The sequence below is a fragment of the Curtobacterium sp. MMLR14_006 genome (assembly GCF_001864985.1).
Lineage (GTDB): Bacteria > Actinomycetota > Actinomycetes > Actinomycetales > Microbacteriaceae > Curtobacterium.
The window spans coordinates 304,588-326,785 of sequence record NZ_MJGU01000012.1 but is presented as its reverse complement, the minus strand read 5'-3'; the positions used below and the strand labels follow the sequence as shown (position 1 = coordinate 326,785).

Below are 22,198 nucleotides of genomic sequence, written 5' to 3'. Positions count from 1 at the left end.
ACCATGCAACCTACCGGTTCGTCACCGTCAGGTCCGCCCGGCGTGCCGCCGCGTCGCGGTGACCTGCACCACCACGGCGGCCGCCATGAGCGCCGCCATGACCCCGCCCATCGCCAGCGCCGTGCCGCCGAGCGCGCCCGCGAGCGGAGTGCCGAGGCCGCCGATGCCGAAGGTGAGGCCGCCCTGCAGGGCCGCGGCGGTCCCCGGGTGCGCCGCGCCGACGTGCTGCGTCCGGGTCATCGCCGCAGGCAGCACGAAGCCCCACGCCGCCGTGACGACCGCGAGGGCGCACCACACCACGACCGGGCCGGCGCCGGTCCACGCCGCGACGAGCACCCCCGTGGCACCCGTCGTGCCGACCACCAGGCCGGCGGTGAGCAGGGCGTCCTCGGAGAACCGCCCGACGACCCGCCGGAACACCAGGGTGGTGACGACCATCATCGATGCGTTCGTCGCGAACACGAGCGTGTACCCGCCCTCGGAGAACCCGAACTCCGTCTGGAACACGAACGAGCTCGTGGCGATGTAGGCGAAGAACCCCACCGTGGACAGCACGCCGCTGAGCACGTAGGCGCGGAACCGTGGGATGCCGAGCAGCTCGCGGATCCGTCGACCGTTCGCGGCAAACCCGGCGCCCCCGCGGCGCTCGGCGGGCAGGGTCTCGTGGAACCGCAGCACCACGATCGCGCACAGCAGCAGCCCGAGGGCGGCGAGCACGACGAACATGAGCCGCCAGGTGCCGACCGTCAGCACCGCTCCCCCGGCCAGCGGCGCCACCACGGGCCCGATGGCGTTGATCGCGGCGAGGGTGCCGAACACCCGCGCCATCCGCGTCCCGCTCGCCACGTCGGACACCATCGCGCGACCCGCCACCGCACCGGCGGCACCGCCGAGCCCCTGCGCGATGCGCGCGAGGACGAGCACGACGACGTCCGGGGCGAGGGCGCACGCCACCGACGCCGCGGCGAACACCGCGGTCCCGACGACGAGCATCGGGCGTCGGCCGACGCCGTCGCTCACCGGGCCGACGAGCAGCTGCCCGACCGCGAACGCCACGAGGAAGGCGGTCAGCGAGAGCTGCACGGTGCCCGGCGTCGTGCCGAGGTCGCGCGCGATGGCGGGCAGTGCCGGGATGTACATGTCCGTGGCGAACGGCGACACACCGACGACGAGCGCGAGCGGCACGATCGGCGGCAGCGTCGTCGTGGTCCTCCGCTGGCGCCCCGTCGTCACGACCGCCACGCTACGCGGACCGGGGCGGACCGTCACGTGCGCGTCGTCCGCGCGTGCCCGGGACGCGCGCCGAGGCGGACGGGAGGGACGGCGGCCGGCCGCACCGGGCCTCCCGTCCGACGCACGCGGTGCACGCGACCCGGGCGGCGGACGCGTCAGCCGGTGTTCTGCAGACCGGCTGCGATGCCGTTGACCGTGAGCAGGAGCAGCCGGTGGTCGGCGTCCGTCGGGTCGGTGCTGCCGGTGGTGCGGATCGACCGCAGCGCACGGAGCTGCAGGTGCGACAGTGCGTCGACGTACGGGCTGCGCAGGCGGACGGCCCGCGCCAGCACCGGACGGTCTGCCAGCACGTCGCTGCCACCGGAGACGCGGAGCACCCAGTCGCGGGTGCGGAGCATCTCGTCGAGGACCGCGGCGGCGAGGTCGTCGCGGTCCGCGAGCTCGAGGTAGCGGCGCGCGATGTGCTCGTCGGTCTTGGCGAGCGACATCTCGACGTTGCGGATCATCGCGGCGAACAGCGGCCAGTCGCGGTAGGCGGCGCGCAGGGCCTCGACGTCGCCGACGGACTCGAGCGCGGAACCGAGGCCGTACCAGCCGGCGAGGTTGATGCGCGCCTGCGTCCAGGAGAACACCCACGGGATCGCGCGGAGGTCCTCGAGGGACTCGACGCTCAGCCCGCGTCGGGCGGGGCGGGAGCCGAGCGGGAGCAGACCGATCTCCTCCATCGGGGTGACCCGGGCGAACCAGGGCGCGAACCCGTCCGCCTTGACCAGCCCGTAGAACGCCTCGCGCGAGACGTCGTCGAGCCGCTGCGCGAGGTCGGCGAAGCGCTGCGCCGCCTGCTCGGTGTGGGACTCGTTCGACGGCGACGACGCGAACAGCGTCGCCGAGGCCATCTGCTCGAGGTGGCGGGCGGCGATGTCCTGGTCGCCGTACTGGGCGAAGATGACCTCGCCCTGCTCGGTGAGCTTGAGCCGTCCGTCGATCGACCCCGGCGGCTGCGCGAGCACGGCCTCGTTCGCCGGACCGCCTCCGCGGCCGAGCGAGCCGCCACGGCCGTGGAACAGCGTGAGCTCGACGTCGTTGTCGCGGGCCCAGTCCGCGATCCGCGCCTGCGCGTCGTACAGCGCCAGGTTCGCGGAGACCGGGCCGACGTCCTTCGAGGAGTCGGAGTAGCCGAGCATGACCTCGAGGCGACGGCCGGTCGCGGCGAGGCGGCGCTGGAACGCCTCGGTGCGGACGGCCTCGTCGAGGATGTCGACGCTGGCGTGCAGGTCGGCGAAGGTCTCGAACAGCGGGATGACGTCGAGGACGGGCGCCGCCTCGACCGAACCGAGCGCGGCGACGGCGAGCTCGTGCACGTTCGCCAGGTCGGCCGGCGACTGCGTGAAGGACACGATGTACCGGCTGGCCGCACGGACGCCGAACCGGGCCTGCAGCGCGGCGATGGTCCGGAAGACCGCGAGGACCTCTTCCGTGGTCTCGCTGCGGGCTCCCCCGGCGCGGATCTCGGCGAGGGCGGTCCGGTGCACCTGCGAGTGCTGCCGGACCTCGAGCTCGGCGAGGTGGAAGCCGAAGGTCTCGACCTGCCAGATGAGGTTCTGCAGCTCGCCGTTCGCCGGCCGGGAGGCGCCCGCGTGCACCAGGGAGGTCTGGATGGTGCGCAGGTCGGTGAGGAGCGCTTCCGGGCCCGGGTAGGCGAGCGGCGTCTCGCCGAGGCGGGTCGCGTCGATGCGCGCAGCGGCGAAGAGCAGCGCGCGACGGTGGGTCTCGTTCGGCGCGCGGATGCCGATGCGCTCCGCGATGCCCGGGTCGAGGGACTCCTGCGCGGCGACGAGCGCGGTCAGGCCGGCGTCGGCCGGGGTCTCGTTCGCGTCGAGCGTCAGGGTGCTGCCGATGCGGGTGGCGGCGCGGGCGAGCCCGAGCAGGATGTGCTCGGCAGCGATCTCGGCGGCCTGGCGGGTGACGTCGGCGGTGACGTGCGGGTTGCCGTCGCGGTCGCCGCCGATCCACGTGCCGAAGCGGACGAACGCCGGGGCGGTGACCGGCACGCGGCCGGCGTCGTCGCCCTGCAGCCGGTCGTCGAGCAGGCGGTACACCTGCGGCACGATCTCGAACAGGGTCTGGTCGAAGACGCTCATCGCGGTGCGGACCTCGTCGAGCGGGGTCGGCCGCGTGGTGCGGAGCGGCGAGGTGCGCAGGAGGGTGGTGATCTCCTCGAGCAGCCGACGCTCGTTCTCCGCGCGGGCGGTGGCGTTGCGCGCCCGGTCCCGCTCGTCGATGAGATCACTGATGCGCCGGACGCCGGTCGTCACCGCGCGACGGCGCGCCTCGGTCGGGTGCGCCGTGAGCACGGGGTGGAAGCGCAGGGTCCGCAGCCGCTCGGCGGCCTCGGCCTCGCCGACCTCGGCCACGAGCTGTGCGTAGGTCGCGGGGAACGAGTCACCGGCGTGCCCGCCGTCGTCGCCGCGCTGCCGGAGGACGCGCACCCGGTGGTGCTCCTCGGCCAGGTTCGTGAGGTGGAAGTACGTCGTGAACGCCTGCGCGACCGCCTCGGCCCGTTCGGCCGACATCGCGGACACCAGGGCCTCGGCGCGGGCGGCGCCGTCGGCGTGGTCGCCCTCGTAGGCGTCGATGACGGCGGCGCGTAGCGTCTCGACGTCGGAGAGCAGTTCGTCGCCGCCGTTCTCGCGCAGCACGCGTCCGAGCAGGTTGCCGAGGTACCGCACGTCGGCGCGCAGGTCGCTGTCGACCGCCCCGCTGACGTCGTCCCGCGCACGCTCGTGGCGCGCGGATCCGTCGATCGCCGTCATGGAGTCCTCTCCGGGTCTGCCGGGAACGCGTCCCGGGTCCCGAGCAGCGTAGCGGCCTCCGCGGACGCGTGACGACGACCGTCCGGACGGACCGCGGCCGGGCGTCGAGGGTGACGGCCGACGGCGCGCACGACCGTGGTGTGCTCGTCGCCGCAGGGCACACAGCGGATGCCGACCGAGTGGGAGGAAGCTCGGCTCCGATGAGCGCGAAACCCAAACGTCCCCAGCACGTCTTCGTCGTCGACCGCACCGAACGGCTCTCGCCGCACATGGTGCGCGTGCACCTGGGCGGCCCCGCCTTCGACGACTTCGTGGCCGCCGCCGACCCGGGGAACCTCGCCGCCACGGACAAGTACGTCAAGCTCCTGGTGGCGAAGCCCGGACTCGGCCTCGAGCCGCCCTTCGACCTCGACGCGCTGCGCGAGACCCTGCCGAAGCAGGACCGTCCGTCGCGCCGCACCTACACCGTGCGCTCGGTCGACCACGACGCCCGCACGATCGCGATCGACTTCGTCGTGCACGGGGACCAGGGCCTCGCCGGTCCCTGGGCCGCCGCGGCCCGCCCCGGCGACCGTCTCGCCCTCTCGGGCCCCGGCGGCGGCTACGCCCCGAGCGCCGACCCCGCGGTCACGCACGTGCTGCTCGGCGACGACAGCGCCCTGCCGGCGATCTCCGCCGCGCTCGAGGCCATGCCCGACTCCGCCACGGGCGTCGCCCTGGTCGAGGTCGCCGGGCCGGCCGACGAGCAGCAGGTCGCGCACCCGCCCGGGGTCGACCTGCGGTGGCTGCACCGCGACGCCACCGGCGCCGCGCCGGGCACGCTCCTGCTGGAGGCCGCCCGCTCGCTGGAGCGCGCCTCCCGGCCGGTGCAGGTCTTCGCGCACGGCGAGCGGACCGCGATGAAGGCGATCCGTCGGCTGCTGCAGGACGACTGGGGACTCGAGAAGTCCGAGATGTCGCTGTCGGCCTACTGGGCGCTCGGCCGGGCCGAGGACCGCTTCCAGGAGGAGAAGCGCGAACCCGTGGGCGTCATCTTCACGGACTGACCGCCGCGGTCCGGTCGGGAGGCCCGTCCCGCGTCGGTGGGTCGGGTTAACGTTCCCGGCATGGTCGCCTCCACGTGCTGTGTGCCCGGGTGCCGGAGCACGTCCGCCCCGGCGCTCGGCGGCGTCCCGCTGTGCGCGGGACACGTCGCGCTCGTCGCGGACCTCGCCGCCGAGCACACCGGCGTCGAGGACCTGCTGCCCGGCCCGTGCCCGGTCTGCGGTGCACGGGTCGGCGTGCGGTACCCGTCCGGTGCGGTGTGCTCGACGTGCGAGTGGCGCTGGGGCGACGTGCCGGACGGCGACCTCGCTCCCCCGCGCGTCGACGTCGTCTACTACCTGCGGATGCGGGACGACTTCGGCGACCGCATCAAGATCGGCACGACGACGAACCCGCGGCAGCGGCTCGCGGCGATCCCGCACCAGGAGCTCCTCGGGTTCGAGCGCGGCGACCGCACGCTCGAGCGCCGACGCCACGCCCGCTTCGCGGCGACGCGCTACCCGCGCACGGAGTGGTTCCGGGTGACGCCCGAGCTGCTCGCGCACGTCGAACGGGTCGCCGCCGGGGTGTCCGATCCGTGGGAGCTGCACGCCCGGTGGACGAGCGAGGCGCTCGCGCTGCGGGGCTGACGGACGGCGCGGTGCGGTGCGCGCTGTGGTGCGGTGCGGGCACTTCGTTCGGCGTGGTGCGGCTGCGGTTCGCCGAGTGAGCAGAAAAGGACGGGTCCGGGGCGTGGACTCGACGTCTTCTGCTCACTCGGTGACGGCGCTGCCCGTCAAGCGGCCTGCAGCATGCGGTCGGCGGTGCGGAGCGAGAGCGCCATGATCGTGAGCGCGGGGTTCGCGATGACGGCGCTCGGGAACACCGAGTTGTCGCAGATCCAGAGGTTCGGGACGTCCCACGAACGACCGTCGCCATCCACCACCGAGCTCGCGCGGTCGGTGCCCATCCGGGCCGTGCCGATGGTGTGCGCGGTGCGCTCGAGCACACGGACGTCCTTCCCGCCGGCGGCCTCGACCAGGGTCGTCATCGTGCGGACGGCGTGTGCGCGGATGGCTTCCTCGTTCGAGCCCGGCGTGAACGAGACCCGGGCGCGCGGGACGCCGTGCTCGTCGAGCTCGTCGGACAGCTCGAGGCGGTTGTCCTCGTAGGGCAGGCACTCGGCGTTGATCCCGACCCCCGCCGAGTACGGGTAGTCGTGCAGCGCCTGCACGAGCTCGGCGCCGCGCAGCCCGCCGCCGCGCACCAGGGTGTTCGCGAAGGTCTGCGGCTGCGCCCCGAGGCTCTGGATCAGGTAGCCGCCGGCGAAGTCCGCGTCGGCGGGACGCACGAAGTCCTCGGTGATGATCGAGGACGGGTACCCGCGGTAGGACCGCATCGACTGGTCGAAGCGTCCCCACACCTGCGTCGCGCCGTGCGCCGTGAAGTTGCGGCCGACCTGGCCGCTGCCGTTCGCGATCCCGGTGTGCAGGAGCAGCCGGGGCGTCTCCACACCGCCGGCGGCGAGGACCAGGGCCTTGCAGCGCTGCCGCACCTCGCGACCGTCGTGCGTGTAGACGACCGCCGCGACCTGCCCGGACGCGTCGAGCTCGATGCCGTGCACGAACGAGTCCGGCCGGATCTCGGCGCCGAACGCCACGGCGGCCGGCAGGTACGAGGTGTCCATCGAGACCTTGGCGCCGTTGCGGCACCCCTGGTGGCACGAGCCGCAGGACACGCACGCGTGCCGCAGGCCGAAGTGCTCCTGGTGACGGTCCTCGGTGGTGAGCGCGACCGGCGCGTCCGTCGCCGTGATGCCGGCGGCGGCAGCACCGCGCATCATCATGTCCGACGAGGCGTTCCGTGCCGGCGGGGCCATGCGGTAGCGGCGGGCCGGGTCCCACGGGTAGTGCGCGGGACCGGCGACGCCGACGTCGTGCTCGACCTGCTCGATCCACTCGGTGAGCTCGGCGTGCGCGATCGGCCAGTCCTGGCCCTCGCCGCTCTCCGACCGCAGGCGCAGGTCGTGCTCCGACGGCCGCGGGGTGAACGCACCCCAGTGCAGCGTCGAGCCGCCGACACCGGTGCCGCTGTTGTTCGGGCCGAACGCGGTCGGGGCGCCGCCGCCGCTCAGGCGTTCGTCCATCCAGTTGATCTGGGCCGCCGCCGTCGACTCGTCCGGGGTGTGCTCGCCGGGCTCGGTGTTGCTGCCGGCCTCGAGGGCGACCACGCGCAGGCCGCGCCGTGCGAGCGAGGCGAGCAGCGGTGCGCCGCCGGCCCCGGTGCCGACCACGACCACGTCGACGACGTCGTCCGTGCCGTACGTGCGCTGTCCGTCGAGTCTCATCGTGCTGCTCCAGTCGTGGTGGTTCCGGTCGCGGGGGTGCCCGTCGGCCGGGGTTCCCAGGCTTCGCGCTGGTCGGCGCCGAGCAGCTGGAAGCCCTGTTTGCGGACACCGTCGCCACCGTTGGCGAAGCCGTCGTAGTCGATCTCGGCCATCGTCGCGGGGTGCGCGAGCCACTGCTTGACGAGGTCGACGCTCGCGTCCTCGAACCAGGTGCGCAGCTGCGCGGCGTCGAGCCATCCGTCGGCGCGGTACCGGCCGGCGGCGACCGCCTCGAGGGCCTGGTCGAGACCGCCGTCACGCGCCGGGGCGGCGAGCACGTCGAGCGCGCCGCGGTACGCCTCGGCGTCGGTGGGCATGCCGTCGGTGCGCCAGCCGTCGCCCTCGCCAGCGGCGAGCTGCGCGTCGACCCGCAGGGCGAGGTCGACCTGTCGCTCACCGGGCTGCGGCACGACGATCCGGGCGATGGCCCGGAGGGTCTCGAGCTGGAGGGCCGTGAGTGCACGGGGTCCGGCGGCGGGGTCGTCCGGCAGCGCACGCGCGGCGAAGACGCCGCGGGTCCTGGCACTCACGCGCGGCGAGGCGATCACCCGGGCGGTCTCCTGCGGGACGACCGGCCCGGCCAGCAGCCGGCGGGAGCAGAAGTCGCGGATGCGCTCGGCGACGGCCTCCGGCTGCTCCCACGGCAGCAGGTGCGCGGCACCGTCGACGACGTGGAGCTCGGAATCCGGCCAGTGCGGCAGCGTCAGGCGCCGCTGCGCGTCGGCGTCGAGGTCGCCGTCCTCGGCGCCGGCGAACACGAGTGCGGGCACCGGGTTCGTCGGAGCGTCGGACCAGTCCTCGCGGCTGCCGCGGGTGAGCCAGTCGGTCCAGGCCTCGGGGTCGGTCCGTTCGACGTCCTGCACGGCGGTGAGGTGCCGGTCGGGCGCGAGGGTCGACGCGGTGTTCGCGTCGACGAACTCCACGGCGGCCGAGGCGTCGATCGGCCCGTCGGCCGCCCAGGCCAGCATCGACCGGCGGCGCTCCTCGTCCATCGGCTCCGGCGCGAGCGGCGACGCCGCGAGCAGGACCACGGCGCGCAGGCCGAACAGGCCGTTCGCGCCGGACATCGTGCGGTCGGCGACGACGGTCGCGACCTTGCCGCCCATCGAGTGGCCGAGCAGCACCCAGTCGGTGGCACCGCTGGCACCGATCGCGCGCTCGACCAGCACGGCCATCTCCTCGACCGTCGTCCCGGAGGACGCGGGGCTGCGGCCGAAGCCGGGCAGGTCGACACCGATCAGGTCGAGGTCGCCCACGAGCTCCTTGCGGAGCGGGACGAACTCCTCGGAACTCGATCCGAGGGCGTGGAGGCAGAAGGCAACGGTCACCTGTCCTGCCTACCCGCCGTGCGGGAGCGGTCCCAGGCGCGCCGTACCCCGGCGGCTCGTTCGGGGTACAGGACCGCGCGTGTCGCCGCCGTGAGGTGTCCGGTCACCGCACCGAAGGTCGTCATCGGCTCCGTGCCCGTCATCGATTCCGCCGCCGTCATCGCGCGTACGCGTCGACGAACAGCGCGCCGCGGATCGTCCGGAGCGTGTCGGCCAACCGCTCGATGGTCGCCCGCGAGATGCCGGACACCTCGAGGTCGTGCGGCCCGAGCGCCTGGAGCCGCCCGGTGCGGATGCGGACGACCTCCCACCCCACACCGCGGACGGCCCGGTCCTTCCGCCGGTCGGTCTCCTGCCGCGGTCCGACGTGCTCGAGGCCGTGGCGCCCGGTGGAGTCGTACTCGATGGCGACGCGCAGCTCGGGCAGCACGATGTCCGGCCAGACCTCGACGTGTTCGAAGAAGGGGCGGTCGAGCCGGATCGCGGTGTGGTCGAAGGTGAACGCGAACCGGTCGGACAGCGCCGCACGGAGCTCTGCCTCGACCGCCGACGCCGTCGCCGGGGCGCAGACGCTCGTGAAGGACTCCCCGGACGGCAGCCGGGGCGTCTTCGCGCAGATCGTGCGCGCGGGCGCCTGACCCGCCTGGCGTGGGACTCCGGTGACGGACCGACGCGACCGGGACCGGGTGGAGGCGACCGCCCCGGCCGGCACCCCGCGCGCGGGCGCCGCCGGCAGCGTCTGCCGCCCGGTCGCACGGACGACGCGCTGCGGCACCGGGACCTGCTCGGGCCAGTCGGACGGCAGCACCGGCCAGCGCTGCGGTTGCGCCTGCACTGCGCACTCCGGGCACCACACCGACCGGCGTCGCTCCCGCCCGGGTCGGCCGCGCTGCTCGGCGGGGGTGGCGACGAAGACGTGGCCGACGTCGCACTCCCAGGTCAGCAGGACCTCGGCGGCCGGGGGCACCTGGGACAGGACCACGCCGTGGTTCCACTCCGGGTGGTACTGCCGCACGAGCACCGGGTACGACGCCCACTCGGCGCGGAACGCCCCGACGGCGTACGGCACCGCTGCGCCGCGCGACCACTGCCGGCGGCGCCACCACGCATCCACGGGTTCGGCCACGTCGACACCGTAGGGACGGCCACCGACACCGGCGGGCGGGACTGGCCTCGGTGGCTGGGGGCGGTCGGCGTGCTGGCGCCGGATGCGTGGCTTCTGCGAGGGCGGCGGGTCGTGCTCGCGGCGGGAGGTCCGTGCGCGCACATGCTGCGACAGACCACGCGTCGATCGACCGGTGTTCCGTCGCCCGATGCACACGCACCGGATGCAGGCGCATGCTGCGACAGACCACGTGACGAACGACAAGTGTTCCGTCGCCCGGTGCACCCGCATGCACCGACCGCCGCCACACCCGCACTCCCGCGCCCGCCCCGCCCCGCCCCGCCGCACCCCGTGGCAGGATCGCCCGATGGTGTCGTCGTTCCTCACCCACGCCGAGGTCGTCGTGGACCCCGCTGCCCCGATCGAGTCGTGGGGCCTCTCGCCCGAGGGCAGGTCCCGGGCAGCCGGAGCGGCCGCGGTCGCGTGGCACCCCGGGGTCCGCCGGATCGTCTCGAGCACGGAGCGGAAGGCCGTCGAGACCGCGGCGGTCCTCGGTCGGGCGGTCGGGATCGACCCCGAGCAGGACGCCCGACTCGGGGAGATCGACCGCAGTGCCACGGGGTACCTGCCCCTCGGCGAGTTCGAGGGCGTGGTGGACGCGTTCTTCGCCGCGCCCGGGTCGTCGGTGCGCGGGTGGGAGCGCGCGGTCGACGCCCAGGCGCGGATCGTCGCCGCGGTCCGTCACCTCGCCGCGGGCGGGGACGTGACGATCGTGTCGCACGGGGCGGTCGGGGCACTGCTGCTCGCGGACCTGCACGGTGTGCCGGTCTCGCGTGCGCTGGACCAGCCGGGCATGGGGAGCGTCTTCACCTTCGACCCGCAGCGGTGGTGCGCCACGAGCGGGTGGGCACGGGTCGGACCACGCTGACCGCTCCGGGTGCGGGGTGCGCGACGCGACCGCTCACCAGGGGTGGGCGATGCTGCGGGCCGGCACCGGGCCTCCCGGCCGACGACCGGTGCCGGACGCGAGCGGGACCGGCGTCGCCAGGCCGGCGCGCAGGACGGAGCAGGCCGTGCCTCGTGCCACGGCGGCCTCGCCGTGGTCCGTGAACGCGACCGTGGGGAACGGGCCGGACGGCAGGCGCTCGGCGAGTCGACGGCGGACGGCGGTGAGGAAGACGTCGCCGCCGGCGAGTGCCGCGCTGCCGCCGATCGTGGCGCGGGGCACGTCGAGCAGCTCGACGACCAGGGCGAGCGCGGACCCGAGGGCGGCGCCGGCCTCGGCGACGAGCGGTGCGGCGCCGGGCAGGGCGCACAGCCGGGCGAACGCGCGGCGCACGTCGACGGCACGGTCGAGCGGCACCGCGGCGGACAGCAGTCCGGCGTCGATCGCCCGCCGGACCTGCTGCAGGGGTTGGCAGGCCTCCCAGACCTCGGTCCAGCCGCCGTGGGCGTGCACGGGCACGCCGCCGAACTCGCCGGCGTTGCCGCTCGCTCCGCGGACGACCTCGCCGTGCGCGACCGTCGCCGCGCCGATGCCGTGGCCGAGGAACACGGACACCAGGTCGTCGGGCGCGGGACCGGCCCAGACCTCGCCGAGGGCGCTGGCGGTGCTGTCCTTCTCGAGTCGGACCGGTGCTCCGGTGCGGGCGGCGAGCTCGGCGGCGACGGGCAGGTGCCACCAGGCGGGCAGCTGTGCGGGAGCTCCGGTACGGACGCCGTCCGGGTCGATCGGGCCCGGCACGGCGAGGCCGATGCCGTCGACCGCAGCACCGTCGCACACCCGTCCGACCGCCGCGGCGGCGGTGTCCAGGGTCGCGCCGGGGTCGTTGACGGCGTCGAGGTCGACGTGGTCCTCGGCGAGGACCCGGCCCGTCAGGTCGGTGCGGACGACGACGAGGTGCGCCGGGTCGAGGTGGACGCCGACGGCGGTGCGGGCGGTGGCGACGACCTCCAGTCCGCGGCCGCCGTCCGGGGACTCCCGCAGGAGCCCGCCCCGCACGAGCGTCGCGGCGATGTTCGTCACGGTCTGGGCGCTCAGGCCGGTCGACCGGGCGAGGTCCGCCCGGGTGACCGGCCCCCGCCGGCGGACGAGGTCGACGACGAGCGCGCGATTGTGCTCGCCGACGTGCACGAGGTTCGTGCCGGTCCCCGACTCGCCGCGCAGTCCCGCCCGCTCCCCGCGCTCGACACGCTCCGTTCCGCCATGCAGCACGTTGCGACGAGAGGGTTGACGCGGCACGGCCATGATCCATAGCATCGCTCCCCAAACGAATTTGTCAATCAATTGGATTGAACCGCGCCGACGAACAGGAACGTCTGCCCGGTGACGGATTCGCCCGTGGGACATCGGGGTCCCCCGGGGCAGGAGGGGACGCTCGTGACGACCACGACACGAACCGGGACCGCACCACCACGTCCGACCACGACCGGTCGCACCACGGCCACGCAGCGGCGACGACCACGCGAGCGGCATCCGTGGACACCGGCCGAGAAGCGCCGGCTGCGGATCGGCATCGCGTTCATCTCGCCGTGGATCGTCGGCGTGCTCGTGTTCGTCGCCTACCCGCTGCTGTACTCGTTCGGCATCAGCCTGACCCGCTACTCCGGCATGGCGGACGCGACCTGGGTCGGCTTCGCCAACTACGTGGCGGCGTTCATCGACCCGCTCGTCCACACCGCGGTCGGCAACACGGTGTTCTACGCCGTCATCGCGGTGCCGGTGGGCATCGTCGTCGCGATCGTCATCGCGATCGCGATGAACCAGGACGTCCGCGAGATCAGCTGGTACCGCACCGCGCTGTACATCCCGTCGCTCATCCCGACCTTCGCCCTCGCGTTCATCTTCGTGGTGCTGGTCAACCCGCAGACCGGCATCGTGAACCAGGCGATGAAGCTCGTGGGGATCCCCGCGACGAACCTGCTCGGCGACCCGACGACCGCGAAGCTCGTCATCATCGCACTCGCGCAGATGGGGGCGGGCAACGCGGCGCTCATCTTCCTCGCCGGCATGCGCGGGATCCCGAAGTCGCTGTACGAGGCCGCTCGCGTCGACGGCGCCGGACCGGTCCGACAGTTCTTCGCGCTGACGCTGCCGCTGCTGTCGCCGGCGATCCTGTTCAACCTCATCACCGGGATCAGCAACGGCCTGCAGGTGTTCACCGAGGCGTACATCATCTCGTCCGGCACGGGCGGCCTCGGCAGCCCGGACAACGGGACGTTGTTCTACATGCTCTACCTGTACAAGAACGCGTTCGGGTACGCGCAGCTCGGCTTCGCGAGCGCGATGGCCGTGCTGCTGTTCCTGGCCGGGATGGTCCTGTCCGGGCTCGTGTACTGGCTGTCCAAGCGCTTCGTCAACTACGACGTGACCGGGGAGTGACCGATGAGCCTGCGAACCGAACGCCGCCCCGACCGGGGCACCGTCACCTCCTCGCTCGAAGCCGTCCGTCCGTCCGGGCGCGGCCGACGCGACCGCGACGCCGAGCGGTCGCGCAACGCGGACGGCTCCGTCCGGTCCCCCTGGTCGTCGATCGGCGCCCGCGCGGTGCTCATCGCCATGAGCCTGCTGTTCCTCGTGCCGATCTACTGGATGGTGATCTCGGCGCTGAAGGGGAACACCGAACTCGGCGCCTTCCCGCCCACCTGGTTCCCGCAGTGGATCGACTGGTCCAACTTCGGCAAGGCCGTCGACGCGATGCCGTTCTTCACGTTCTTCCGGAACACGCTCGTCATCACCGCCGCCGTCACGCTCTTCTCGATGGTCTCGAACCTCGTCATCGCCTACGGCTTCGCCTGCATCGACTGGCGCGGCCGCGACAAGGTGTTCTACGTCGTCCTCGCGACGCTGTTCATCCCGTTCCCGGTCACGCTCATCCCGATGTTCGACCTGTACGCCCGGCTCGGGTGGATCAACACCTTCCTGCCGCTCATCGTGCCGAGCCTGTTCGGGTCCGCCTTCTACGTGTTCCTGCTGCGGCAGTTCCTGCTGCAGATCCCGAAGGACCTGCTCGACGCCGCACGGATGGACGGTGCGTCGGAGTGGCGGATCCTGTGGCGCATCGTCTTCCCGCAGGCCAAGGCCGCGCTCGTCACGGTCGGCATCTTCGCCGCGGTCGGCGCGTGGAACGACTTCCTCGGGCCGCTCATCTACCTGCAGGACGAGCGCGTGCAGACGCTGTCGATCGGGTTGCAGGTGTTCCGGCTGAACAACGCCGCGGACTTCCAGTTCAACCAGCTGATGGCGGCGTCGATCCTCATCATCCTGCCGCTCGTCGTCCTGTTCTTCTTCTTCCAGCGGAGCTTCCTCCGCGGCGTCCAGATCGGGAGCTTCAAATGACCGACGCGTTCACCCGGCGGAACTTCCTGCGCGGAGCGGCCGCCACGGGCGGTGCCGGCGCCCTCGCCCTGCTCGCGGCGGCCTGCTCCACCGGCTCCGGCGGCCGCAGCAGCGACCCGAACCGGGTGTCGCTCTGGGGCGTCACCGGCACCTTCGTGCCGTTCCAGACGAAGGTCATCGACGACTTCACCCGGCTGCACCCGGAGATCGACGTCCAGGTGGACGTCGTGCCGTCGCAGGGCACCGGCGACGCGACGAGCATCATCACGGCGGTCCGCGGGGGCACCGCCCCGGACCTCTGGCTGCTCGACCGGTTCAGCGCCGCGCAGTACGCCGCGATCGGCCTCATCGAACCGATCGACGAGCTCATCGACCGCTACGAGGACCAGCCGAAGGACGAGTTCCTGCAGCAGTGGCTCGGGTTCACCGTCGGCGAGCTGACGTACGAGGGCGCGACGTACGGGCTGCCGCACGACACCGACGCCCGCGGCATGTTCGTGAACCGCCGGATGCTGCGGAACGCGGGCGTCGACCCGGACGAGTTCGACTGGGAGCAGAACGGCCCGTCGACCTTCGAGCGCGTGTGGGAGGTCAGCGAGAAGGTCACGAAGAAGTCCGGCAGCGACTACACGCACGTCGGCCTGCTGCCCTGGTACGGCGAGGGGTGGCCGTTCACCTGGGGGCTCGGCCTCGGGGCGTCCTACTACGACCAGCAGGCGTCGCGGATGACGATGGACTCCGCCGGTGTCCGCCGCGTCTTCGAGTTCTACGCGGACTGGGCGGACCGCTACGGCTACCGCGCCGCCGACACCTTCAAGGCCACCTACGAGCCCACCGGTCACCCGCCGGGACAGATGGCGTTCCTGGCCGACCGGATGGCCTTCATGGTGAGCGTCCCCTCGACCATCCAGACCTTCGACAACTACGGGCCCGACGACCTCGACTGGACGATGTCGTACCTGCCGACCGAGTCCGCCGGCGACCCGTCGTACACCTGGTCGGGCGGCTACGCGCTGTGCCTGCCGAAGGGGTCGAAGAAGACCCGTGCCGTGTGGGAGGTCATGAAGTACTTCACCGGGCGGCAGGGGCAGAAGACGTACATGGTGCCCGCCACGAGCGTGCCGTCGAACGTCGAGGCGCTCCGCGACCCGACCGCCTCGGCGAAGTCCATCCGGTTCTTCGTCGAGAGCATGGGCGACTCCACCTGCCGACCGCCGCTGCCCGTCGGCGGCGCCTGGTGGGACTCGCTCGCCGACGCCCGGTCGAGCGTCCTGATCGGCTCCGCGACCCCGCAGGAGGCCGTCGAACGGGCACAGGCCCGGGTCGACCCGATGATGCAGACGTACGCGCCGTTCCGCCTGCCGGCGGACTACGACCGCGTCCAGGTCTGACCGCACCCCAGGACGGACTCCCCCGGCCGCACGACGCCGCACGACGCCGGGGACGTCGTCCGGCGTCAGCGAGCCGTCGGTCCTGCGGCCGGTCCGGTTGCCGGTGCTGCGTCCTCGTCGTCGGCGGCCTGCAGCACCGACTCGGCCTGCCCGAGCAGGTGGCGCGCGGCGAGGTGCAGCGACCGCACCCCGACCACGGCGACGAGCGCGGAGAGCAGCGCGAGCAGGGCGGTCGTCGGCACCGCGGCCACCGGCAGGTCGAGCACACGGAACCACTCCACGGCCGCGGTCACGACCGCCGCGGCCGGGAACACGAACGACCAGGCGCCGAGCGAGAACGGCAGGCGCACGTACCGCGGCAGCAGTGCGAGCTGGACGAGGAACATGAGCACGCCGAGGCCGGCGATCGCCTGCACCGGCAGGGTGAGCGCGTCGTCGGTGAGCGCGAACAGGGACACCGTCGCGACCGCTGGCGGCGCCACGAGGATCGCCATCGTCGGGACGAGTGGGTCGGGCAGCGCGGCGCGGAACGACAGCCGGATGAGCAGCAGCCCGGTCATGACGCCCCAGAAGAAGACACCGACGCCGAAGCACGCCCAGGACAGCCCGGTCACACCGATCTCGTGCGTGGCGACGGCGGCGACGAGCGCGGCCGCGACGGTCGGCAGCAGGTAGCCGCCGTGCACGGCCTCGAGGGTCAGGCGCCCCTCGAACCAGGTGCTCAGCAGCCAGGCCGCGAACCCGGCTGCGACGGCCACCGCCACGAGGACGAGGACGCGGCCCCCGGTCGGCCAGACCCGCGCGAGGTCGACCCCGAGCAGCATCGCGGTCGCCGGGACGAGCGCCGCGATCGGCCCCTGCGCCGGGTGCCGGAGCTGGTCGACCAGGCGCTCGGCCACCCGGGCACCCCGGAGGACGTGCGCGCCGAGCAACCAGACCCACGCCACCGCCGCGATGCCCCAGAACACCTGCGGCACGACGTCGGGCACACCGAGCACGGGTGCCGCGTACGTCCAGGACTCCGCGAAGCCGGCCAGGCCGAACGGGGCGGCGAGGGTGTTGAGCGGGATGCGGGAGGTCGGGCGTGCTGTCGGCATGGGTCTCCCATCCTCCCGCACCGCGTCGTCTCCCGGCGTCACGCGGGCCCTGCCGGGGGTGCGCCGTGGCAGATTGGGCACCATGTCCTTCGAGAACACCGACCACGTCCAGGCCACCACCGCCGGGTCGCTCCCCCGGACGCCCGACCTCATCGCCGCGAACGCCGCGCGGCCCGTCGCCGAGGACGGTTTCACGCTCGAGACCACCGACGAGGTCCGCGCGCTGACGAGCGCGGCCGTCGACGACGTGGTCGCCCGGCAGACCGCCCTCGGCATCACGCAGCCGGGCGACGGCGAGTTCGGCAAGGCGATGTCGAACAGCGTCGACTACGGCGCGTGGTGGGGGTACTCGTTCCAGCGCGTCAGCGGTCTCAGCCTGACCGACGAGGACGTCTTCACGCAGGAGCCGGTCCGGTCCGAGCCCGGACACGTCCGGCTCACGAGCTTCCCGGACCGCCGGGACTGGACGATCTTCCGCGAGGCCTACTCCGACCCGGGGTCGGGCATCGGCACCGGCAAGAACGCGACGGCCTTCCCGACCACGACCGGACCGATCGCCTACACCGGGCACGAGGCCGCGCGCACCGACGCCGCGAACCTCCGGCACGCGGTCGAGGCCGCCGGTGCCGCGAACGGCTTCATCACGGCGCTGTCCCCCGGGTCCGCCGCGCGGGTCGCCAACGAGTACTACGCCACCGACGAGGAGCACATCTGGGCCTGGGCCGAGGCCCTGCGCGAGGAGTACCGGATCGTCCTCGACGCCGGACTCGTGCTGCAGATCGACGACCCGTCCATCGCCGAGAACTGGGACCAGATCAACCCGGAACCGAGCGTCGAGGACTACCGCGCGTTCACCCGCATCCGGGTCGAGGCGCTCAACCACGCCCTGCGGGGACTCGACACGAGCCGCGTCCGCTTCCACCTGTGCTGGGGCTCGTGGCACGGCCCGCACACCACCGACATCGAGCTCCGCCACATCGTCGACCTCATGCTCGACATCGACGCCGGCGCGTACTCGTTCGAGGCCGCGAACGCCCGCCACGAGCACGAGTGGACGGTCTGGCAGGACGTCGCCCTGCCCGACGGCAAGGTGATCGTGCCGGGCGTCGTCGGCCACGCCACGAACGTCGTCGAGCACCCGGACCTCGTCGCGCAGCGCATCGAGCGGTTCGCCTCGGTCGTCGGCCGTGAGCGCGTCATCGCCGGCACCGACTGCGGCCTCGGCGGACGCATCCACCCGCAGATCGCCGCGGCGAAGCTCGAGTCCCTCGGCGAGGGCGCGCGGCGGGCGAGCGCGACGCTCTTCTGATCACGGACGGGAGGCGCGGTGCCAGCTGGCACCGCGCCTCCCGTCCGACGTGGCCCGCGACTACCGGCGCGAGCGGCCGAGCACGACGGCGCCGACCGCGGCGGCCGCACCGAGCCACACGAGCGGGCGGGTGACCCGCCGACGCTTCGCGACCCAGCCGCCGTCGGTGGCGTTGCCGGCGTCGGCCGGTGCGTACAGGTTGCCGTCCGTGGGCTCCTGCCGGCCGCGGAGGGCGAACGTCTCCACCATCGGCTTCGTGATCTTGTGGAACAGGCCCGGGAACACGTACTGCAGCGGCACGAGCGAGGCCTGGATCCGCCCCACGTAGCGGTAGCGCTTCGGGTGGGTCGCGGCGCGGACCACGGCGCGGCCGGCACGTTCGACCGAGACCGTCGGGGGCAGCGGGTGCGAGTTCTTGCCGGTGTAGTTCGCACCGTTCTGGTAGATCGGGGTGTCGATCGTCGACGGCAGCAGCGTGGTGAAGTGGATGCCGGTGTGCGCGAACTCGTCGCCGAGGACGTCGACGAGACCGAGGGCTGCGTGCTTGCTCGTCACGTAGGCCGACTGGTACGGCGCGGAGAGCAGCGACTGGATCGACCCGACCAGGACGTAGGTGCCCTTCCCGCGCTGCTTCCAGTGCGGCAGCAGGTGCGTGATGGCGTTGAGGTGGCCGTAGAGGTTCGTGTCGACGACGCGCTTGAACGCCTCGGTGGGCGTCTGCTCGAACAGGCCGTACACGAACAGGGCGGCGTTGCCGACGAAGACGTCGATGCGGCCGAACCGCGTCGTGGTGGTGCTGATGAGGTCCTTGACCTGGTGTTCGTCGGCGACGTCGGTGCGGATCGCCACCGCCTCGGCGCCGAGCTCGCGGCACTCGGCCGCTGCGGCCTCGAGCGAGTCGTGCCCGCGGGCGGCGAGCACGAGGGTGGCGCCCTGCCGGGCGAACTCGTGCGCGGCTGCCCTGCCGATGCCGCTCGATGCTCCTGTGACGACGACGATCTTCCCGCGGTACCGATGAGCCATGACTTCACTCCTACGCGCTCGCCGGTGCGCCCACGCACAGGAGCGCCGCCGGGGGTGCGGTGCGAAGATGGGGCATGCGCAAGGACGACCTGACCGTCGACGAAGCCGCGGTCATTGCCGAACACGCCCGATCCGGTGCCCTCGAGCTCGACGATCCCGAGGTCCGGAAGGTCGTCGAGCAGGCGAACCGGGTGCTCGTGCGTGCGCAGATGTGGGGCGAGGAACGCAGCCCGAAGCTCCGGCGTCGCCGGCGGTTCATCGCGGTCGGCGCGCTCCTCATGGTGTGCGTCTGGGTGGCCGGGCTGCTCGTGCCCCTGGCGATCCGGATCGCCGAGTAGGGCGAGGAGCGCGGGTCAGGGTCGGCCGCGGGCGTTCCGGGCCAGCAGCCACAGGTAGGTGCTGTGCCCGAGCAGAGCGATGCCGAAGAACACCGCGGCGACGGCGTAGACCCGGTCGAGCTTGCCCTGTCCGATCACGAGCATCACGATGCAGAACACGACGGCGACGGCGAGGACGCCGACCTGGATCGTCGACCAGATCCGTCGGAAGCGCGGCATGCCCGTCTCGTTCACGCGACCATTCTGCCGGAAACGTGACCGGACCCGGACGTGGACGGGGTCAGTGGTCGCGGAGTTCCTCGACGAGCTCGGCCTTCCGCTTCGACGAGTAGCCGGTCAGCCCGAGTTCCTTCGCCCGCTTCCGCAGGTCCGCGACGGTCCAGTCGTCGTACGAGCCGGACTCCCCGCCCTTCCGCCCGACGGCCTTCGTCCCCCGGGCGGCAGCCGCGTTGCTGATCCGCGCGGCCTTCTCCTTCGACGCACCCTGCTCGCGCAGCGCGTCGTACATCTCGGGTTTCTTCAGCTGGTCCGGCATGGCACGCACCGTACGCGCGGCCACCCCGGCGGTGGCCGAGTGCGTCGGACGGATGGCGCTGCCGGGGCGTCCAGCGGCTTCGGCGTTCACTGGTCGCCGAGCGCGTCGAACCGTGGACGCGTCGACCAAGAGGAAGCGAGAACCAATGCGCGCAGTCGTGTGGCACGGCATCGGCGACATCCGACTCGAGGACGTCCCCCAGCCGACCATCCAGGACCCGGAGGACGCGATCGTCCGGATCACCCGCAGCGCGATCTGCGGCACCGACCTGCACTTCGTCCGCGGCACCATGGCACCGATGGAGCCGGGCACGATCCTCGGCCACGAGGCCGTCGGGGTCGTCACCGAGGTCGGTGACGCCGTGCGCGGCTTCAGCCCCGGCGACCGCGTCGTCATCAACTCGACCGTGTCGTGCGGCGCGTGCCGGTACTGCCGGATGGGCAAGACCGCGCAGTGCGACCGCTCGAACAGCAACGGCCCGCAGGCCGGCACCGCGTTCTTCGGCGGCCCCGCCTCGACGGGTCCGATCAACGGCCTGCAGGCCGAGTACGTCCGCGTGCCGTGGGCCCGGAACACGATGCACCCGCTGCCCGAGAACGTCTCCGACGAGCAGGCGATCCTGCTCTCCGACATCTTCCCGACCGGCTGGTTCGGCGCCGAGCTCGCCGGCGTCACCCGCGGCGACGTCGTCGTCGTGTTCGGTGCGGGCATCGTCGGGCAGTTCGCCGCCGCCTCCGCGTACAAGCAGGGTGCGGCTCGCGTCATCGTCGTCGACGGCGAGGAGACCCGCCTGGCGGCCGCGCTGTCCCAGCACTGCGAGGTCGTCGACTACAACCACGAGGACCCGGTCGAGGCGATCATGGCGCTCACCGACGGTGTCGGCGCGGACTGCGTCATCGACGCCGTCGGGGTCGACGCCGAGCGCCCGAAGCGGGGTCCGGCCGCGGTGGACCAGGAGCAGGCCGACGCGTTCGACGCCGAGGTCGCCGCCGTCGCTCCCGACGCAGCCCCGCAGGGCCACGGCGACGCGCAGCAGTGGAAGCCCGGCGACGGCCCGTCGCAGGTGTCCCGCTGGGCGGTCGCCGCCGTCGCCAAGTACGGCCGCATCGGCATCATCGGTGTCTACGGCCCGACCGCCGAGCAGTACCCGATCGGCGAGGCGATGCTCAAGAACCTGACCATCCGCATGGGCAACTGCGACCACCACTCGGTGACCCCGCCGCTCATCGACATGGTCGCCGCCGGACAGTTCGACCCGACGGCACTCATCACCGAACACGAGCCGATCGCGTCCGCGATCGACGCCTACGAAGCATTCGACCGGCGCGAGCCGGGCTGGATCAAGGTCGAACTGGAGGCCAACTGACATGCCCGAGGACCAGTACGAGTTCGGGGACCCGCGCACGCGCTACCCCGACGTCAAGCCGGAACCGCAGACCCAGGCCGAGCCGGGCCTCCAGTCCGAGATGGACCCGGTGCCGGACCTCGGTGAGACGAGCTACCGCGGCACCGGCCGGCTCGCCGGCCGGAAGGCCCTGATCACCGGCGCCGACTCCGGCATCGGCGGCGCCGTCGCGATCGCCTTCGCCCGTGAGGGCGCCGACGTCGCGCTCGCCTACCTGCCCGAGGAGCAGTCCGACGCGGACCACGTCATCGAGCAGATCCGGGCCGCCGGGCGCACCGCCGTGGCGATCCCCGGCGACCTGCGCGACAAGGCGTACGCCCAGGAACTCGTCGACCAGGCCGTCGCCGGGCTCGGCGGCATCGACGCGCTCGTCAGCGTCGCCGGCAAGCAGCGCTGGCAGCCGGACCTGCTCGACATCACCGACGAGCAGTTCGAGGCGACGTTCGACGTCAACCTGTTCGGGCTCTTCCGGCTCGTCAAGGCGGCGCTCCCGCACCTGCAGCCGGGCGCGACCATCACGACGACCGCGTCGATGGAGGCCTACCAGCCGGCGCCGGACCGTCTCGACTACGCCGCGTCGAAGGGTGCGATCAACAACTTCTCGAAGGGGCTGTCGCAGCTGCTCGTCGAGCGCGGCATCCGCGTGAACATCGTCGCCCCGGGCCCGACGTGGACCGTGCTCCAGCCGAGCGGCGGGGTCGACCCGTCGACGCTGCCGGAGTTCGGCTCGAGCGAGTCCCCGATGGGCCGCGCCGGCCAGCCGGCCGAGCTCGCACCGGCCTACGTGTTCCTCGCCTCGCAGGAGTCGAGCTTCGTGGCCGGCGAGACGCTGAACGTCAACGGGGGCATGGTCACCCCCTGACCACCAGCACC

At 73.0% G+C, this 22,198-nt stretch carries 20 protein-coding genes; 10 read left to right on the top strand and 10 right to left on the bottom strand.

Annotated features, from left to right (window positions below; all coding sequences use genetic code 11):
• Positions 1–27 precede the first annotated feature (27 nt).
• Both BIU94_RS05130 and BIU94_RS05125 read right to left on the bottom strand, forming a co-directional pair.
• Positions 28–1,233, bottom strand: a complete 1,206-nt coding sequence (locus BIU94_RS05130) for a Bcr/CflA family efflux MFS transporter (RefSeq protein WP_254782926.1) — start codon at positions 1,231–1,233, stop codon at positions 28–30.
• Between the two features lie 155 nt (positions 1,234–1,388).
• A complete protein-coding gene (locus BIU94_RS05125) occupies positions 1,389–4,046 on the bottom strand; it encodes a phosphoenolpyruvate carboxylase (protein WP_071254990.1) in 2,658 nt (885 codons plus the stop codon).
• A 200-nt stretch (positions 4,047–4,246) separates the two neighbouring features.
• Here BIU94_RS05125 and BIU94_RS05120 point away from each other — a divergent pair, with 200 nt between their 5' ends.
• Entirely contained in the window at positions 4,247–5,092 is an 846-nt protein-coding gene (locus BIU94_RS05120; RefSeq protein ID WP_071254982.1) for a siderophore-interacting protein, read from the top strand.
• A 60-nt stretch (positions 5,093–5,152) separates the two neighbouring features.
• A complete protein-coding gene (locus tag BIU94_RS05115; protein WP_071254980.1) occupies positions 5,153–5,719 on the top strand; it encodes a GIY-YIG nuclease family protein in 567 nt (188 codons plus the stop codon).
• Between the two features lie 146 nt (positions 5,720–5,865).
• Here the strand turns inward: BIU94_RS05115 and BIU94_RS05110 are convergent, their stop codons facing one another.
• The 3 genes from BIU94_RS05110 to BIU94_RS05100 all read right to left on the bottom strand — a co-directional run bounded on the left by BIU94_RS05110 (position 5,866) and on the right by BIU94_RS05100 (position 9,909).
• Entirely contained in the window at positions 5,866–7,416 is a 1,551-nt protein-coding gene (locus tag BIU94_RS05110; RefSeq protein ID WP_071254978.1) for a GMC family oxidoreductase, read from the bottom strand.
• Positions 7,413–8,783, bottom strand: a complete 1,371-nt coding sequence (locus tag BIU94_RS05105; protein ID WP_071254976.1) for an alpha/beta fold hydrolase — start codon at positions 8,781–8,783, stop codon at positions 7,413–7,415. Before BIU94_RS05105 ends, BIU94_RS05110 begins: the two co-directional genes overlap by 4 nt.
• A 157-nt stretch (positions 8,784–8,940) precedes the next feature.
• A complete protein-coding gene (locus BIU94_RS05100) occupies positions 8,941–9,909 on the bottom strand; it encodes a hypothetical protein (protein ID WP_071254973.1) in 969 nt (322 codons plus the stop codon).
• Positions 9,910–10,255: 346 nt separating this feature from the next.
• Between BIU94_RS05100 and BIU94_RS05095 the strand changes: the two genes are divergently transcribed.
• A complete protein-coding gene (locus BIU94_RS05095; protein WP_071254968.1) occupies positions 10,256–10,816 on the top strand; it encodes a histidine phosphatase family protein in 561 nt (186 codons plus the stop codon).
• A gap of 33 nt (positions 10,817–10,849) precedes the next feature.
• On the opposite strand, the gene BIU94_RS05090 is transcribed toward BIU94_RS05095, so the two are convergent.
• Positions 10,850–12,103: an ROK family transcriptional regulator gene (locus BIU94_RS05090; protein WP_071254967.1), complete on the bottom strand. Its 1,254-nt coding sequence runs from the start codon at positions 12,101–12,103 to the stop codon at positions 10,850–10,852.
• 165 nt (positions 12,104–12,268) lie between these two features.
• On the opposite strand from BIU94_RS05090, the gene BIU94_RS05085 reads away from it, so the two are divergent.
• Genes BIU94_RS05085 through BIU94_RS05075 form a run of 3 tightly spaced genes read left to right on the top strand, consistent with a single transcriptional unit; the run spans position 12,269 to position 15,618 of the window.
• On the top strand, positions 12,269–13,270 hold the full coding sequence (locus BIU94_RS05085; protein ID WP_083404592.1) for a carbohydrate ABC transporter permease: 1,002 nt from the start codon (positions 12,269–12,271) through the stop codon (positions 13,268–13,270).
• A 3-nt stretch (positions 13,271–13,273) separates the two neighbouring features.
• A complete protein-coding gene (locus tag BIU94_RS05080; protein ID WP_083404591.1) occupies positions 13,274–14,227 on the top strand; it encodes a carbohydrate ABC transporter permease in 954 nt (317 codons plus the stop codon).
• A complete protein-coding gene (locus BIU94_RS05075; protein WP_071254964.1) occupies positions 14,224–15,618 on the top strand; it encodes an extracellular solute-binding protein in 1,395 nt (464 codons plus the stop codon). Before BIU94_RS05080 ends, BIU94_RS05075 begins: the two co-directional genes overlap by 4 nt.
• Positions 15,619–15,683: 65 nt before the next feature.
• On the opposite strand, the gene BIU94_RS05070 is transcribed toward BIU94_RS05075, so the two are convergent.
• A complete protein-coding gene (locus BIU94_RS05070; protein WP_071254962.1) occupies positions 15,684–16,715 on the bottom strand; it encodes a transporter in 1,032 nt (343 codons plus the stop codon).
• 82 nt (positions 16,716–16,797) lie between these two features.
• On the opposite strand from BIU94_RS05070, the gene BIU94_RS05065 reads away from it, so the two are divergent.
• Positions 16,798–18,024 carry a cobalamin-independent methionine synthase II family protein gene (locus tag BIU94_RS05065; protein WP_071254959.1) on the top strand — a complete coding sequence of 409 codons (1,227 nt, stop codon included), beginning with the start codon at positions 16,798–16,800 and terminating at the stop codon, positions 18,022–18,024.
• Between the two features lie 60 nt (positions 18,025–18,084).
• Here BIU94_RS05065 and BIU94_RS05060 read toward each other — a convergent pair whose 3' ends face one another.
• Positions 18,085–19,047, bottom strand: a complete 963-nt coding sequence (locus BIU94_RS05060) for an SDR family oxidoreductase (RefSeq protein ID WP_071254957.1) — start codon at positions 19,045–19,047, stop codon at positions 18,085–18,087.
• Positions 19,048–19,121: 74 nt separating this feature from the next.
• Here BIU94_RS05060 and BIU94_RS05055 point away from each other — a divergent pair, with 74 nt between their 5' ends.
• On the top strand, positions 19,122–19,385 hold the full coding sequence (locus tag BIU94_RS05055) for a hypothetical protein (protein WP_071254954.1): 264 nt from the start codon (positions 19,122–19,124) through the stop codon (positions 19,383–19,385).
• 15 nt (positions 19,386–19,400) lie between these two features.
• Here the strand turns inward: BIU94_RS05055 and BIU94_RS05050 are convergent, their stop codons facing one another.
• Together BIU94_RS05050 and BIU94_RS05045 are read right to left on the bottom strand one after the other, a co-directional pair.
• Positions 19,401–19,619 carry a hypothetical protein gene (locus BIU94_RS05050; RefSeq protein WP_071254952.1) on the bottom strand — a complete coding sequence of 73 codons (219 nt, stop codon included), beginning with the start codon at positions 19,617–19,619 and terminating at the stop codon, positions 19,401–19,403.
• Positions 19,620–19,665: 46 nt separating this feature from the next.
• Positions 19,666–19,920 carry a Rho termination factor N-terminal domain-containing protein gene (locus BIU94_RS05045; RefSeq protein ID WP_071256265.1) on the bottom strand — a complete coding sequence of 85 codons (255 nt, stop codon included), beginning with the start codon at positions 19,918–19,920 and terminating at the stop codon, positions 19,666–19,668.
• 145 nt (positions 19,921–20,065) lie between these two features.
• Here BIU94_RS05045 and BIU94_RS05040 point away from each other — a divergent pair, with 145 nt between their 5' ends.
• The gene (locus BIU94_RS05040; RefSeq protein ID WP_071254949.1) at positions 20,066–21,286 is read left to right on the top strand and encodes a zinc-dependent alcohol dehydrogenase; all 1,221 of its coding nucleotides are present in this window, start codon (positions 20,066–20,068) and stop codon (positions 21,284–21,286) included.
• 1 nt (position 21,287) lies between these two features.
• Positions 21,288–22,187, top strand: a complete 900-nt coding sequence (locus BIU94_RS05035) for an SDR family oxidoreductase (protein ID WP_071254946.1) — start codon at positions 21,288–21,290, stop codon at positions 22,185–22,187.
• Positions 22,188–22,198: the final 11 nt, after the last annotated feature.